The organism is Sporosarcina cyprini (genome assembly GCF_022048975.1).
GTDB lineage: Bacteria > Bacillota > Bacilli > Bacillales_A > Planococcaceae > Sporosarcina > Sporosarcina cyprini.
On record NZ_JAKMHX010000030.1, the window covers coordinates 591,643 to 606,814 of the forward strand.

The 15,172-nt window shown below is 44.4% G+C and carries 12 protein-coding genes, 1 tRNA gene and 1 other annotated feature; of the genes, 4 read left to right on the forward strand and 9 right to left on the reverse strand.

What is annotated here, in order from left to right; genetic code table 11:
• Positions 1-12 precede the first annotated feature (12 nt).
• Positions 13-1,050, reverse strand: coding sequence for a phenylalanine--tRNA ligase subunit alpha (gene pheS, locus L7D49_RS15600; RefSeq protein WP_238082462.1), 1,038 nt, complete (start codon positions 1,048-1,050; stop codon positions 13-15).
• A 38-nt stretch (positions 1,051-1,088) separates the two neighbouring features.
• Positions 1,089-1,315, reverse strand: a binding site (T-box leader).
• Positions 1,316-1,611: 296 nt separating this feature from the next.
• Positions 1,612-2,385, reverse strand: a complete 774-nt coding sequence (locus tag L7D49_RS15605) for a TrmH family RNA methyltransferase (protein WP_238082464.1) — start codon at positions 2,383-2,385, stop codon at positions 1,612-1,614.
• Positions 2,386-2,477: 92 nt separating this feature from the next.
• On the opposite strand from L7D49_RS15605, the gene sspI reads away from it, so the two are divergent.
• Complete coding sequence (gene sspI / locus L7D49_RS15610) at positions 2,478-2,690, forward strand: small acid-soluble spore protein SspI (RefSeq protein ID WP_238082466.1); 213 nt, start codon at positions 2,478-2,480, stop codon at positions 2,688-2,690.
• 444 nt (positions 2,691-3,134) lie between these two features.
• Here the strand turns inward: sspI and argF are convergent, their stop codons facing one another.
• The 3 genes from argF to L7D49_RS15625 form a co-directional block, all read right to left on the reverse strand.
• Positions 3,135-4,100 carry an ornithine carbamoyltransferase gene (argF, locus tag L7D49_RS15615; protein ID WP_238082468.1) on the reverse strand — a complete coding sequence of 322 codons (966 nt, stop codon included), beginning with the start codon at positions 4,098-4,100 and terminating at the stop codon, positions 3,135-3,137.
• Between the two features lie 163 nt (positions 4,101-4,263).
• Positions 4,264-5,352 carry a M42 family metallopeptidase gene (locus L7D49_RS15620; protein WP_238082470.1) on the reverse strand — a complete coding sequence of 363 codons (1,089 nt, stop codon included), beginning with the start codon at positions 5,350-5,352 and terminating at the stop codon, positions 4,264-4,266.
• Between the two features lie 206 nt (positions 5,353-5,558).
• Complete coding sequence (locus L7D49_RS15625) at positions 5,559-6,545, reverse strand: diaminopimelate dehydrogenase (protein ID WP_238082472.1); 987 nt, start codon at positions 6,543-6,545, stop codon at positions 5,559-5,561.
• A 160-nt stretch (positions 6,546-6,705) separates the two neighbouring features.
• Between L7D49_RS15625 and L7D49_RS15630 the strand changes: the two genes are divergently transcribed.
• Entirely contained in the window at positions 6,706-7,854 is a 1,149-nt protein-coding gene (locus tag L7D49_RS15630) for an MFS transporter (protein WP_238082474.1), read from the forward strand.
• Positions 7,855-7,899: 45 nt separating this feature from the next.
• Here L7D49_RS15630 and recQ read toward each other — a convergent pair whose 3' ends face one another.
• The 3 genes from recQ to pssA all read right to left on the reverse strand — a co-directional run bounded on the left by recQ (position 7,900) and on the right by pssA (position 11,266).
• Positions 7,900-9,678, reverse strand: coding sequence for a DNA helicase RecQ (gene recQ, locus L7D49_RS15635; RefSeq protein ID WP_238082808.1), 1,779 nt, complete (start codon positions 9,676-9,678; stop codon positions 7,900-7,902).
• 427 nt (positions 9,679-10,105) lie between these two features.
• Positions 10,106-10,196 (reverse strand) — tRNA-Ser (locus L7D49_RS15640).
• Positions 10,197-10,732: 536 nt separating this feature from the next.
• Positions 10,733-11,266, reverse strand: a complete 534-nt coding sequence (gene pssA / locus L7D49_RS15645) for a CDP-diacylglycerol--serine O-phosphatidyltransferase (protein WP_238082476.1) — start codon at positions 11,264-11,266, stop codon at positions 10,733-10,735.
• A 56-nt stretch (positions 11,267-11,322) separates the two neighbouring features.
• Between pssA and asd the strand changes: the two genes are divergently transcribed.
• Positions 11,323-12,099, forward strand: a complete 777-nt coding sequence (gene asd / locus L7D49_RS15650; RefSeq protein ID WP_238082479.1) for an archaetidylserine decarboxylase — start codon at positions 11,323-11,325, stop codon at positions 12,097-12,099.
• Between the two features lie 30 nt (positions 12,100-12,129).
• A complete protein-coding gene (locus L7D49_RS15655; RefSeq protein ID WP_238082481.1) occupies positions 12,130-12,615 on the forward strand; it encodes a DedA family protein in 486 nt (161 codons plus the stop codon).
• A gap of 91 nt (positions 12,616-12,706) precedes the next feature.
• Here L7D49_RS15655 and L7D49_RS15660 read toward each other — a convergent pair whose 3' ends face one another.
• Positions 12,707-14,878, reverse strand: a complete 2,172-nt coding sequence (locus L7D49_RS15660; RefSeq protein ID WP_238082483.1) for a bifunctional diguanylate cyclase/phosphodiesterase — start codon at positions 14,876-14,878, stop codon at positions 12,707-12,709.
• Positions 14,879-15,172 lie beyond the last annotated feature (294 nt).

The following is a 15,172-nucleotide window of genomic DNA, read 5'->3' on the forward strand; positions in this document are numbered from 1 at the left end:
CAGTTCTCCTCCTTACGCTTCCGTCCGGTTGAATTGCGAGATAAATCGGATATCATTTGTGTAGAAATGACGAATATCTTCTACGCCATATTTCAACATGGCAATCCGCTCAGGCCCCATGCCAAATGCAAATCCTGTCACCACGGACGGATCATAGCCCGCCATTTTCAACACATTCGGATGCACCATGCCGGCTCCAAGAATTTCGATCCAGCCCGTCTTTTTACAAACATTGCAGCCCGCTCCGCCGCATTTGAAACATGAAATATCCATTTCGACCGAAGGCTCCGTAAACGGGAAGAAACTTGGACGAAGACGGATTTCACGGTCTGCTCCAAACATCTTCTTAGCGAACAAATCCAAGGTACCTTTCAAGTCACTCATGCGGATATTTTCACCGACAACGAGTCCCTCGATTTGTGTAAACTGATGGGAGTGGGTCGCATCATCGTTATCACGGCGGTATACTTTTCCGGGACAGATAATTTTAATCGCTTCCCCTTTTTTGGCTTCCATCGTTCTTGCTTGAACGGGAGAAGTATGGGTACGAAGCAAAATGTCTTCTGAAATATAGAACGAATCCTGCATGTCGCGAGCCGGGTGCCCTTTTGGCAAATTAAGCGCTTCAAAGTTATAGTAATCCTTTTCCACTTCCGGCCCTTCCGCGATCTCATAACCCATGCTAATGAAGAAGTCTTCAATCTCCTCCACGACACGAGTCAACGGATGATGATTGCCTGCAGGCGCAGGACGTCCTGGCAGTGTCACATCGATTGATTCATTCTCTAACTGAGCCTGGATCGCCGCTTCCTCAAGCACAGCCATGCGAGACTCCAATGCCTCAGTAACTGTTTCACGGACGACATTCACAAGCGCCCCCATTTTTGGACGTTCTTCAGCAGGAAGTTTTCCCATTCCTTTCAATAGATCGGTGATTGGACCCTTCTTACCGAGATAGGCAACGCGGACGTCGTTTAACTCCTTAACTCCCTGCGCATCCTGAATCTTTTTTAATGCTTCTTCTTTCAATTGCTGCAATTGCTGTTCCATCGTCATTCTCCTTTCAAAATAAAAAAGCCCCGCCCCCAAAAAGGGACGAGGACGAGATCGCGGTACCACCCTGATTATTATGCTAACTTGCATAATCACTTCATTGGAATAACGGTCCTACACCGGCACGCCTTTACAGAATACTGGTCCTGGCGGCAGCTAACGGGGTGAACTTCAATTACTGCGCATCGATCTGTACTTCCAGTCAAGGTACAGACTTCCTGACGACCGCATGTCATCTACTCTTCCCGCTCATCGCTTTTTCACATAATATAACGTGGCGATTGAATGAATTCATACATTCCATCGCATTTGTTGTAAGCCAGTCGCCTCTGAGCGAGCGCCCTGCGCTTTTGTAATCATCCAGACTCCGGCGGCTAGAGGCTCGGGGTCATAAGCCAAAGCTGCTGTGTGGCAAAAAGCGCCACTTCGCATCTTCGTCTTATGCCTGTCGCCTCTGAGCGAGCCGCCTGCGCTTTTGTAATCAGTATACATGAATCGTAAGTTTCCGGCAACACTAGGAACATCACGTGATACCGTCAAAATCTGCGACAATTCCCCTTACCTGTTTCCGGAAACAGCATATGCATATAAGAGAATGCCGGTCGCGACCGCCACATTCAAGGATTCCGCTTGGCCAAGAATCGGGATCTTGACCACTTCATCCGATTGCTTCAATAAATTAGCCGAAACACCGCTTCCTTCATTGCCGACTAACAGGGCAAATGAAGCTGGGGCTTGAATCGCTTGATAATCTTTTGCCTCATGAAGGCCCGTCCCTAAAACGGCAGCACCGTTTTCTTTGGCGCGTTTGAGCCAATCCTCTAGATTCCCTTTTACTACAGGGAGATGAAAATTAGATCCTTGTGCAGATCGAATTGTCTTTGGATTGTAGAGGTCAGCAGAACCGTGGCCAAGAATGACAGCATCCATTCCAGCTGCATCTGCAGTTCTTATCATTGTGCCCACATTTCCTGGATCTTGTACTGCATCGATGAACAGAAATTTTTTCCAACCGCTAAATAATTCCTCGTTGTATTCAGGTTGCCGGCAATGGGCGAAAATGCCTTGGGAATTCTCCGTCTCGGCAAGCTCCTTTGCGATGGCGCTCGGAATTTCAATTTGCTGCACAGCAGCCTCTTTGAAATGCGAAGGAAGTTCCACATCCTCCCGAACAATTAGATGAAGGACAGTACCTTTCGTTTTTAATGCTTCCTCGACAAGATGGAATCCTTCGACGAGAAATTCTCCAGATTTATCACGATCTTTTTTATTTGTTATTAGTTTGAGCCAATGCTTCACTAGTGCATTCTGGCGAGATTCGATTCGTTTCATGTACATAGACATCCTTTTTTCTTTTTAGTGTAGCAAAAAGATGCATAGTTGGCGATGGATTGAACACATTAATAACAGGAGGTTGAATAAAAATGAACTTTCAAATTCGTGAAGCCATTACGGCAAACATGAAAAACAACTCAGCAAACGATATTAAAGGCATTGTGGACGATGCCATTCAACGTGGCGAAGAACAGATGCTTCCAGGTCTCGGCGTGTTTTTTGAAAAGCTTTGGAATCGCGCTGACGAGCAGGAGAAAGAAAAGATTTCCGGAGAGATCGCTCAAGCGTTTTCCGGGCAATAAAATGAAAAGAGCCGTCGGAACATTTCCTGAAGGCTCTTTTTTATGTTTTTTCCTTTTTATCATGGAATCCTAACTTTCGATCAGCTAAAATAAATGGTAACTGTTTACAGAAAGAATGGAAACCAATGGACTTTCTGAAGGAAGTTATCCTATCCATGTTGAAAATCTTTATTTTCTTTGCTGCCAGATTAGCGGGCACTCTCTATGTTCTTAAGCCGATTTATGAGATGAAAGGTATCGCTTTTACCGGTGATGTATGGGTCATTTGGTTTGGCCTTTCCTACATCCTATATGCAGCAGTTACATTCTATGATGTTTGGATACACAAGACTAAACGAGATAGGCTACACTCGTTTTGGTTTTGGATCGCCTTCATTGCTGCTTTGTTTTTTATTCTAATTCCGTTTCAGAAAGGTGAATTACCATTTTTGTATAGCTGTTTCATTAGGCTAACAATGTAGCCAATACCGCTTTCTGTGCATGCAGGCGATTACCTGCTTGTTGGAAGACATACGAGTTCGGCCCATCAATAACAGAGGCTGAGACTTCTTCCTCCCGGTGCGCAGGCAGGCAATGAAGGAACATGTAATCGGATTTGGCGTGTGCAACGAGCTGATCGTTAATCTGGAATCCCGCAAAGTCTTGCAGCCGTTTCTCCGTTTCCCCCTCTTGCCCCATTGAAGTCCAGACATCTGTATAAATAGCATCCGCATCTTGAACAGCCATTATCGGATCTTGCATCGCAAGGACACTCCCGCCATTATCCTCCGCCAGCTTTTTCGCTTTTTGCAATAAAAATTCGTTATATTCGTATCCGGGTGGAGTCGCAACAGAGACGTTCATTCCCATATGAGCCGCCGCTATTACAAGTGAATGGGCTACATTATTCCCATCTCCCACGTACGCCAATTTTAAGCCCTTTAAGGAGCCTTTCACTTCTTTGATTGTCAATAGGTCAGCCAGAGCTTGGCAAGGATGAAATAAATCTGTCAAACCGTTGATGACAGGAACGGATGTATGCTGCGCAAGTTCTTTCACCATCTCATGAGAGTTTGCCCGGATCATAACCCCGTCCAAATATTCCGAAAGCACATGGCCGGTATCATAGATGGATTCCCCACGGCCAATTTGCAAATCTCTCGCGTTCATGAACATGGCATGCCCGCCAAGTTGTATCATTCCCACCTCGAAAGAAATACGCGTCCGGGTCGAATGCTTTTCAAAAATCATACCCAACGTCTTCCCCGCAAGCACTGGAGGCATAATCCCCTTCTGCATTTTCGATTTCATATCATGCGCTTTTTGCAATAAGTATGCAACCTCTTCACTGCTGTAATCTAACAGGCTCAACAGGTCGCGCCCCTGCAAGTTCCCCTCTATATCAACGAAATTCTCCTTATATTTCACCATGCCATTCTCTCCCTTCCTGTTTGTATACTCTAGTATATATATGCATAAATATTAAGTCAAATGAATTTTTATTAATCGATTGGTCGGTAACTACCTTTTTTTCGAAAATAAAAAAAGAAATCCAGCTCAAACTGAGCTAGATTTCTTTTTCACTTAATTTAGTTTAGTTAAATGTAATCTCGTTCACCGTATCACGATCTAATTTTTTGATGACCTCAACAATAAGTTTGACTGCATTTTCATAGTCATCACGATGTAGCATCGCTGCATGAGAGTGAATATATCTTGTTGCGACACAAATGGCAATGGACGGAACGCCATTGTTGCTCACGTGGATGGAGCCTGCATCCGTGCCTCCTCCTGCCAACGCTTCAAATTGATAAGGGATGCCGTGCTCTTCTGCTGTATCGACGAAAAGGTCACGAAGTCCTTTATGAGATACCATCGATGCGTCAAAAAGGAAGATTTGTGGCCCGTCACCCATTTTGCCCATTGCTTCTTTAGATGTTACACCCGGCGTATCGCCTGCAACGCCTACGTCCACAGCAATTCCGATATCCGGCTGGATTTTTGCAGCAGCCGTTTTCGCGCCACGCAAACCGATTTCCTCTTGCACTGCGCCAACACTGAAGAGAACATTCGGATGGTTTTCTTTCTTCAATGCTTTCATTACATCGATCGCAATGGCACAGCCAATGCGGTTATCCCATGCTTTTGCCAGCAAATACTTATCGTTATTCATCACAGTGAATTCGAAATAAGGTACGACCATGTCGCCAGGCACCACGCCCCATTCAAGCGCTTCTTCCTTAGAGCTCGCTCCGATATCGATGAACATATCTTTAATATCGACCGGTTTCTTCCGAGCTTCTGGTGATAGGATGTGAGGCGGCTTGGAGCCAATGACGCCTGTTACTGTGTCGCCCTTCCTTGTCACTACCGTCACTCGTTGCGCTAGCATCACCTGTGACCACCAGCCGCCTACTGTTTGGAAGGACAGAAATCCTTTATCATCGATTTTCGTCACCATGAAACCGACTTCATCCAGATGGCCGGCAAGCATGATGCGCGGGCCATCCGCAGCCCCTGTCTTTTTGGCTATCAATGAACCGAGACCGTCCTGTTCGATTTCATCCGCAAACGGCTCAATATACTTTTTCATCACTTCACGGGGTTCTCTTTCGTTCCCCGGGATGCCTTTCGCATCCGTGAGATCTTTTAACATGGTTAGTGTTTCATCCATTTTCGGCAATTATTTCGCCCTCCTAAACAATTCGTATATGAGTAGTATAAGACATGTTGAGACCGTTTTCAAAACTTTTCAGTAAAAAACCAATACTCATTCTTTCTTTATGTACTGTGCCCTATTTTCACCTTTTATCCCATAAACGAACCCCCAATTGTCATCGTCGTACAATTGGGGGCTGATCAAAAGTAAACTGCTGGTTTACTGATGATTTATAAAAGTTCTTTTCTTAGTTCTGCCGGGCTCTTTGGTGATAAAAGGCCAGGCGCAACGTCGTATACGGTTTTCGCTCCGCTATCTCCCGCACGGTTCATTTTGTATGCAGCCCGGGCATAGGCTACTAGCACGCTCGATGTAAATTCAGGGTTGCTGTCAAGCGTCAATGAAAACTCCATTACTTGATTGCTCGCTTCACCTGTTTTACCGCTTCGGATCACAAATCCGCCATGCGGCATGGCAGCATGATCTTTTGCAAGCTCCGCTTCGCTAATGAAATGAACCGTCGTATCATAATCTGCGAAGTAGTCGGGCATTGTGACGATCTCCCGTTCCACTCTCTCTGCATCCGCACCTTCCTGAAGTACGACAAAACATTCACGTGTATGTTTTTCACGGGTGGACAACTCCGGTTGCACGCCGCTTCGAACGCGGTCCACTGCTTCATCTACTGGAATCGTATACTGTACGGCTCCTTTGACTCCTTCGATTCTTCGTACAGCATCCGAATGCCCTTGGCTAAGGCCTTTCCCCCAAAATGTGTAAGTCGCTCCTTCCGGCAAGACCGCTTCTCCAAACAAACGATTGATTGAAAATAATCCTGGATCCCAGCCGACGGAAATGATGGCTGTCTTGCCACTTGGTTTAGCCGAAGCATCGACTCTTTCGAAATACTCAGGTATTTTTGCGTGCGTATCGAAGCTGTCGACCGTATTAAAGGAAGCAGATAAAGCCGGCCCTTGTTCTGGCAAATCATTTTTGGAGCCCCCGCACAATATCAAAACGTCAATTTCATCCTTATACTCTTCAATTGTAGACAATGGACGAACGGGAATAGCTGAATCCAATAACGAAACACTGTCAGGCTCTCTTCGCGTAAATACTGAAACAAGTTCCATGTCGCTGTTCTGCCTAATTGCAGATTCCACGCCTCTTCCTAAGTTACCGTATCCAACAATCCCGATTTTTATTTTGTCTTTCATAGCTGGCACCATCCCTTATCCGAATTTTTATTCTACCATTCTACCGTTATCACATTACTTTTACCATTCATTTTTTCGTTCACAAACTATCCTTTTCCACTCCTCCCCTAAAAATGGTACAGTAGAAAGGACTACGAAGTTTTGAAATGAGGCCCGTACTATGCGTTTTTTTGTGTACCTAATTGTGTTCTTTTCTTTTTTTGATTTGTTTTCCCAATTGCCGATTATGAGTCCGTTCGCCCTATCGCTGGGAGCTTCCTCATTCTTGACCGGGCTGGCCGTCGGTATTTATTCATTCTCCAACACGATTGGCAATGTCATCTCAGGGTTCATGACCGATCGGAAGGGGCCTTTCCTCGTCTTGTTGACCGGCTTATTCGCTTCAAGCATTTCCCTATATCTTTATATGTTCGTGGTTGGCCCATATTCATTGCTCGGCATTCGCTTTCTCCATGGGTTCATGGAAGGATTGATTATTCCTGCCGCTTTTACTTTCCTTGCAAATCGTGCAAAAGAATCGAAGAGAGGCCGGAGCGTTGCCATATCCGGAGCATTTGTCGGCATGGCGGCAATAATAGGACCAGCTTACAGCGGCATCGTTGCTTCCAAAACATCCGCTTCATCCATCATGGTGATCAACGGGGTCATCATGCTCATTCTCGCGATTCTCGCTATTTTCTTCCTGCGCAACTTTTCCTTTGAGCGCAAAAAAATATCCGCTGGCGGGCAGCAATTCAAAGTACGCGAGTTGTTCCGCCATCCAGGTATGCAACGAGCGTTTGCAGGCGCCTTTTTCCTCATGTTCTCGCAAGGGGTCCTGGCGCTGATTCTGCCTTTGAAAGTCGAAGCACTCGGATTTGATACGAAAATGACAGGAATGCTTCTCAGCACCTTTGGAGTCGTTGCCATTTTGATCTTTTTATTGCCAATCAACCGGATCTTCGATCGCGTACGCCCGATGGTAACTTTGGCTTTTGGCATCTCCATTATGGGGGTAAGCATGCTGTTTTTAAGCCAAATGGATGATTTAGTTTATTTATTCGTGGCACTCGCCATTTATGGAATAGGATTCGCCTTTTTATTTCCGTCAATTAACTCATTGCTCATCGACTCTTCGTCACCTGAATATCGAGGAAAAGCTTACGGCTATTTCTATGCATTCTTCTCCATCGGGGTTGTGGCCGGCTCCAGTGTGATCGGTTATTTGGATCTTACGTATAACGGAGGATTTATGGTAACGGGGTTCGTTCTAATCGGCATCGCCCTCTATACCATTCTCGGCATGAGAAAAAAGAAAAGCTATGCATAAGAAAAACCAGGCAGACCATCCATGTGGATCGCTTGCCTGGTTTTTTTAATTATGAACGGCTTCGGATTGAAATGCGATGATTTCGTTAATAAACGCTTCGCCGTACCGCTCCATTTTGGCTGCCCCCACCCCATTCACCTCGAGGAACTCCTCTTCAGATGTCGGCATTTTTGCAGCCATATCACGCAAGGACTTGTCCGAAAAGACGACAAATGGAGGTACACCCGCTTCTTGCGCCAATTGCATACGCAAGGCACGCAATTGATTGAAGAGAGGATCTTCTTTCGTAATCTGTTTCGACGTAACGGTACCTTTCCGATAGACCTTTATTTTACCGGTCAAAACATCTTTCCCGAGTTCCGTCACATAAATGATAGGAAACTGGCCGTTCTCCACACCAAGATAGTTTTCTGAGATAATGAACTCGATAAAATCAGAGACATCTTTTGAGTTCCGGTCTTTCATTAAGCCATATGTGGATAACGTATGAAAATTAAACTCCAGCACTTTTTTATTGCGCGAGCCAGTCAGCACTTGTGCAATTAACGTCTTGCCAAAGCGCTGTCCCATCCGAATTACACAGGAAAGCACTTTCTGAACATCTAATGTCACGTCAAAACTTTCTCTTGTATCCGTACAATTCGCACATCGTTTGCAGTCTGTCACTTCTGTTTCCCCGAAATAGGAAATGATGAATTTTTGCAGGCACGATTCGGTATGGCAGTAATCCACCATTGATTGCAACTTCTCAAGCTCTGCAGGAATCCGGTTCATATCCTGCGATTGATCAATCAGGAATCGCTGCGTCAGCACATCCTGAGAAGAAAAGAGCAGCGTACATTCACTGTCCAAACCGTCCCGCCCGGCACGTCCCGCCTCCTGATAATAACTTTCCATGTTTTTCGGCATTTGATAATGGATGACGTATCGGATATTGGACTTATCGATCCCCATTCCGAATGCATTCGTTGCTACCATGACTGCAGCTTCATCCATTAGGAACCTATCCTGCTCCTTTTGTCGTTCGACATCTGATAAGCCGGCATGATATTTCGCGACCTGACATCCCATCTTTGATAATGTAGCGTGCAATTGGTCGACCGCTTTTCTAGTCGCGGCGTAAATGATGCCTGCTTCCCCGCTGTTCTTTCGGACATGGTCTTTCACATATGCCTCCCGGTCTTGACCTTTAATGACGGAGAACGTCAAATTGCTCCGCTCAAAACCGGTCATCACCGTATTGCTATCGCCAATCCCTAGCTGCTTGCAAATATCCTCCCGAACAGCCGGAGTAGCGGTTGCTGTCAACGCCAAAATGACAGGCTTTCTGTCGAATAACGGTATGATCCGGTTAATCATCCGATAACTCGGGCGGAAGTCATGTCCCCACTGGGAAATACAATGCGCTTCATCGATTGCAATCATGGATATGTCCATTTTACCGATTTGCTCTATAAATGAAGGTGAATCAAATCGCTCAGGTGCAATATAAAGCAATTTGTATTTTCCTTCCAATGCGTTTTCCATCGTCCCGAAATATTCTTCTGATGACAGCGTGCTATTAATAAAGGCAGCTGGGATGCCCAGCTGATGCAACGCATCCACTTGGTCCTTCATCAACGAAATGAGTGGTGAAATAACGAGGACCGTCCCTTCCATCACGAGGGCAGGCACTTGATAACAGATAGATTTTCCGCCCCCAGTTGGCATAACGCACAGGGTATCCTCGCCATCAAGGACTTGACGGATCACCTGCTCTTGTCCTGTCCGGAATGACGAATAGCCGAAATAAGTTGTTAAAATGGATAACGCACGTTCGATCAGAACCACCTCCAATTGGATTACATGAAAAGAGAAACCGCTCAATTTCTAATTAAGAAATTACACTTCATACTCGACGAGCAGCCGCCGAGATTTTCTCGCTCCCTTTGTCTTTCTGTTATTCTCAGCATACCAGAAGTTTGAAGCTAATAAAATAAAACAGCCGGTTATTTCCACAGCAACTTGAGGCAGCAAAATATCGTATCTGCTCAGTTGCCAAACGACAGACCGAGAGCAAGCCGGTCGATAACGAGGTCACCATAAGAATCATCTTTTTCAGCGACCCATACAATTTAACGCCCTAGACTGCATAGAATAAGAATAAACGAAAAAACCGCCCTCTTTTAAGAGAGCGGCGTTGAGCAGATGAAATGAACCTGATTATCAGGAAATCTACCTTTGGTTCATCATCTGAGAAAATACATATGTATGGCGGAGACGAGAGGATTTGAACCCCCGCGACGCGTGAACGCCCTAGCTGATTTCGAGTCAGCCCCCTTCAGCCTCTTGGGTACGTCTCCATTTATGACATCCATCATTGTACTAAAAAGAAGGGACATTGTAAAGAATGATTCATTCTAAAATGACAACTGCTAACCTCCATCACTCCACATTCCTTCCTATCATAGACCAACTATACATGGAATTGCTTCATGCGGAATTACGACATTGAAGAGTGGTATCTTGCAATCAAATCAAACTTCCAATATACCCTTCCCAAAATCTGATGCTTCCACTCAATAGATCTTCAATTTCTAATTTATTTTCAGCAACTTTGTAGTACCCTCGCTCCCAACCAATTTCGTCTTTGATGCTCCATCATATGTTCTGCACGCACGAAATTTTTCATCGAATCCTTTCAGGAAATTCGCCCTTCCATGGCCACAATCTTGCCGAATCCGTTTCCGCCTTCCAGCAGCTCCTCATTTCATTAATACAAGACAAAATTAAAACGTATCCCTTGCATCATATGGGTATTTACAGCCCTGTGATACAAAAAAGCCGGAAATACGCTCATCGCGTACAACCGGCCTGGTGAATATTGAATCTAAAAGCATTAGACTTTTGCAATTCGGATATTGCTGACCATTAGTGCCCCAAGGACGAACATCAAGATAACAAAAAACGGTGGTCCCACATACGGGCTTAAAAAATAGCTTAGCGTCAATAAGACACCTGCTGCTGTAATTGGCACACCATAAAAAGCTCCGTCAAATTCTTTCACATTATAACGCGCAAGACGAACCGCACCTGTTATAATGAAAAAGATTGTTGCTGCAATGCCAACCCATAACATCATCGATAAATCAGTATGATAAATTAAAAGGGCCGGTGCTACGCCAAATGAAACCAAGTCGCTTAATGAATCCAATTCCTTGCCAAAGTCTGACTCGGCCTGGAAGTGCCTTGCGACCATTCCGTCAAAGCGGTCAAATATTGCCGCCAAAAAGATGAACACGAGGCTCATGTGACTCAAGTCCTTTGTAATGAGGATAATGGCAACAATCCCAAGCCCAAGGTTGGACAACGTAATGGCATTCGCCAATTGTGATTTCACTTTTGTATAATCTAAGTATCTGGATAAGAACATGTTATTTCCCCCCTATCATTTTCAAATATGAATATATAGCAACGGAGACGAATGAAATGAAAAGAACCTTATTTAAATATTTCGTAGAACTTACAGGACATCCAGTTTCGTCCGCCCTTTTAAAATCCATATCCCAGTCCCCGCTAAGCAGGCCATTGATAAAACCTTTTGCCAAAGCTTATGGGATTAACGAATCAGAAGCCGAGTATGCCATCGAAACATACGGCAGCCTTCAAGCCTATTTCACACGCAACTTAAAACAAGGTGTTCGAAATATCGAACCAGCTCCCAATATTCTTGTTTCTCCGGTAGATGGCGTCCTAAGTGCCGCAGGAAAAGTGGAGAAGGAGCAGACTTTTATTATTAAGGACTATTCCTACAGTATAAAGCAAATTCTGGGGGATGAAAAGATAGCAAAACGATATGAAAACGGTTACTACTGTATTTTTTATCTATCGCCCAGCCATTACCATCATTTTCACTATCCAATCGATGGCAACTTACTATCAAGATATGCACTGGGCACCGTTTCCTATCCTGTCAATGACCTGGGCTTAAGTTTGGGCGATCGACCATTCGCGACAAATTACAGATTGATCTCTGAATTGGAAACTGCATTCGGCCAAGTTGCCATTGTAAAAGTAGGCGCACTGAATGTCAATAGCATCCATATCCATAATAATACAAAGAATTGTATAAAAGGTGAGGACTTCGGCTATTTCTCCTTCGGTTCTACCGTTATTTTATTCATTGAGCAACACGAATCGTTCCAGCTATTGCAAAAACCAGCTACAAATATTATGATGGGCGAGTCGATCGGCATTTGGACATAATCAACTATCATTCAAATTGGAGAAGGTTGTATGCTGCAATTTCAAGATTTCTTTATACAATATGGCTATTATGCGATTTTTATCTTTCTTGCTCTTGGAATTTTTGGATTGCCACTTCCCGATGAGGTGGTAGTAGCGTTTGTCGGACATTTATCGTCACTCGGCACATTCAATTATCCGGTTGCCATGGTGGTGACGATGCTCGGTGTAATGTCGGGCACGCTCGTAACATTCGCGTTTGGCAGAAAGATCGGTAAACCGCTATTAGATAAATACGGAAAATGGATTTCTTTGTCACCGAAACGGCTTCAGCTTGTGAATAGATGGTTTGACCGGTACGGCTCTTGGGCTGTCACGATTGGCTATTTCGTTCCTGGCATGCGCCATGTTATTTGCTACATGTCCGGGTCAAGCGGAATGGACTTCAGAAGATATATTCTTTTTGCATCCATCGGTACTGCTATTTCCTCTATTCTTTGCCTGACGATCGGATATCTAATTAAACTTCCATTTTAAAAACGAAGCAATGAAAAGAGGCACTTTCTGTAGATTAGTAGAAAGCGCCTCTTTTTTATTCATAACTACTTCCATTCAACCCGGTATAGAGTTATTGGGATAACCAATCAGTTTTTCTGAGCGTCTGGACAGCCTCTTTCGGCAATAGAGGTTTACTGATGTAGTAGCCTTGAATTCTCTCGGCGCCTAACGTCTCCAGTGATCGAAGCTGTTCGAGTTTCTCGACTCCTTCTGCAATCGTTCCTAAACCTAGTTCCTCTGCAATTCCAATAACCCCGCGCAAAACTGCTTTGGACAACCCATTATCAGTTTCCAGCTCCCGTACAAACGCCCGGTCAATTTTGACAAATTGAAATGGCAGCACCCTCAAGATGGACAATGAAGAATAGCCTGTTCCAAAGTCATCAAGCGCAGTTTGGATTCCCATGGCGTTTAAAGTGGAAATTACTTCTTTCGCTGTCTCGATATTTTCTACTACGACCGATTCGGTTAATTCAAACACTAGACTCGTCGGATCGACACCCGTATCCATCAGCATCGTCATCACATCTCGCAAAAACGTAGGATGCAATAATTGCTTGACTGAAATATTTACAGTGACCGTAAAATCACGGAAACCTTCCTCATCCCACCGGATTACTTGCATGGCTACTTCATGAATCAGCCATTTCCCAATTGGAATGATCAAATCGGACTCTTCCATATAGGGAATGAATTCCATTGGCCCAACTTCACCAAGTTCTGGCGATGACCAGCGCATCAGTGATTCAAAACTGACAATTCTATTTAGAGCTATGCAATAGATCGGTTGGTAAACGATGTATAACTCATTGCGTTCCAGCGCCTTTTCCAATAGCAGCTCTACTCTCCTTCGATGTGCACAAACCGCCGAAAGCTCATCAGTCATGCAAACGTATTGGCCTCCCCCGGCCTTTTGCGCTTCTTGATTTGCATGCACGGCATCCTGAATGATTTCTCCTGCTTGGTCACCTAATGCTGCCTGCCGAATTCCGACACTTACAGATATCCAAACAGGAGCTTCCACCCCCACATCAAACGGTTCATCGAACAACGCGACTACATGGGCAGCGAATGATTCATCCCCGAACCCGCCGCCATATCGGATAATGGCAAATAGATCCTCCCCAATACGATAAACTTGTTCTTTTCCTGAGAAGGCTGCCAGTTTTCTGCAGACATAATAGACAATCCGTTCACCGATATGATAGCCATGTCGTTCATTCAAATCGACAAACCGGTCAATCGATACAATAAATAGAGAAAATGACTTGTCCTTTTGAGCCGTCAATGCCGACTCGAGGTCTTCCTCTAGCCGAAGCCGGTTTCCGAGCCCTGTTAGTAAATCACGCTTCATCCGATTTCTTTCTTCCCGTTCGATATGGTTAACATAAATAACAATGGCAATGACAACAAGCACCGAAATGAAGAGAACAAGACCATTTTGCCAAAGTGCTTCGTCCAGCTGCTTCCGATCGGGGTTCATTTCCGAATCAACTACGACAATCCAATCATTCCAGGTCATTTCATACGACAAGAAATGCGCCGTTCTCAAATTGATATCAATAGATCCGGAAGGTTTGGCATGGATTGTCGATAAGAACTCATTAAAATCCGGTACAAGATCACTTAACCGTTCTTCATCTGTAGAGGAAAAGAAAACTTCATCGTTTTTCAATAAGAAAACCCCTCCGGGCAGATGGGATTCCTTTGCGATTTCCCCGAAGATATTAGACATATTGACTACACCTGACAGCACGCCAAGCGGTTTTCCATCCTGATAGATGGGAACTGAAATGGCAATGACTTTTTGAGTCGGGTCCTGCCGCAGCCGGAAAACATCACTAAAAGCAATTTCTCCATTCAAGGCTTTTCGGAAAGACTTTTCTTGCTGCACTCGAAATTCAGATCCATCCGATGCCAGAATGACTCCTTTTTCATCAATGATGCCAAGCCCCGCGAAAAAAGGCATCTTTTCATTTTGCCGATGCAAGTAAAGCAATAATTCTTTCCGATCTCCCATGACAGTTGGGAGATAATCTGCAATTAACTCCAGTTCTACAATTCGTTCGTAAGAAAAACGGTTCGTTTCAGCTACGAAATTAGAAAGGAGCTCCTTCGTTTCTCTTTGAACGGAATCTTGAACATATTTCTTTGTCGAGATGAAATTCGCACTGATTAACGCAACGATACTGACGAAAACAACAGTCAAACAACTATAGATGACCAGCTGCCTTTTTGTCATACCTACACTTCCATCCTAGCCTCACAGGCTTTCATTCTATCAAAAGTATACTGAAAATAAGTTTACTAGTCATCCGTCATTCAAAACTTTTTTACTTCTTATGACCTAACATAAGTTCATTTCAGCTAGAACTTCACTCCCAGTTTTGATCCATCAGTGCGCAATCGACCTTTTTAGCATGTTAACAGGTTCATCCGACATTTTCATGTAGGCATTTGTCGAATATTAATAATGATATCTTCTTGATAAGAATTATTTGTCGATAATTATTATAAACAAAATGATGGATTTCCG

Excerpts from the sequence above, each read along its gene's own strand:
- L7D49_RS15605 (WP_238082464.1), bottom strand. The coding sequence starts at position 2,385 with ATGAAACGAATCGAATCTCGCCAGAATGCACTAGTGAAGCATTGGCTC.
- pssA (WP_238082476.1), bottom strand. The coding sequence starts at position 11,266 with ATGTTCTTATCCAGATACTTAGATTATACAAAAGTGAAATCACAATTG.
- L7D49_RS15660 (WP_238082483.1), bottom strand. The coding sequence starts at position 14,878 with ATGACAAAAAGGCAGCTGGTCATCTATAGTTGTTTGACTGTTGTTTTC.
- L7D49_RS15630 (WP_238082474.1), top strand. The coding sequence starts at position 6,706 with ATGCGTTTTTTTGTGTACCTAATTGTGTTCTTTTCTTTTTTTGATTTG.
- sspI (WP_238082466.1), top strand. The coding sequence starts at position 2,478 with ATGAACTTTCAAATTCGTGAAGCCATTACGGCAAACATGAAAAACAAC.
- argF (WP_238082468.1), bottom strand. The coding sequence starts at position 4,100 with ATGGTGAAATATAAGGAGAATTTCGTTGATATAGAGGGGAACTTGCAG.
- pheS (WP_238082462.1), bottom strand. The coding sequence starts at position 1,050 with ATGGAACAGCAATTGCAGCAATTGAAAGAAGAAGCATTAAAAAAGATT.
- L7D49_RS15625 (WP_238082472.1), bottom strand. The coding sequence starts at position 6,545 with ATGAAAGACAAAATAAAAATCGGGATTGTTGGATACGGTAACTTAGGA.
- asd (WP_238082479.1), top strand. The coding sequence starts at position 11,323 with ATGAAAAGAACCTTATTTAAATATTTCGTAGAACTTACAGGACATCCA.
- L7D49_RS15655 (WP_238082481.1), top strand. The coding sequence starts at position 12,130 with ATGCTGCAATTTCAAGATTTCTTTATACAATATGGCTATTATGCGATT.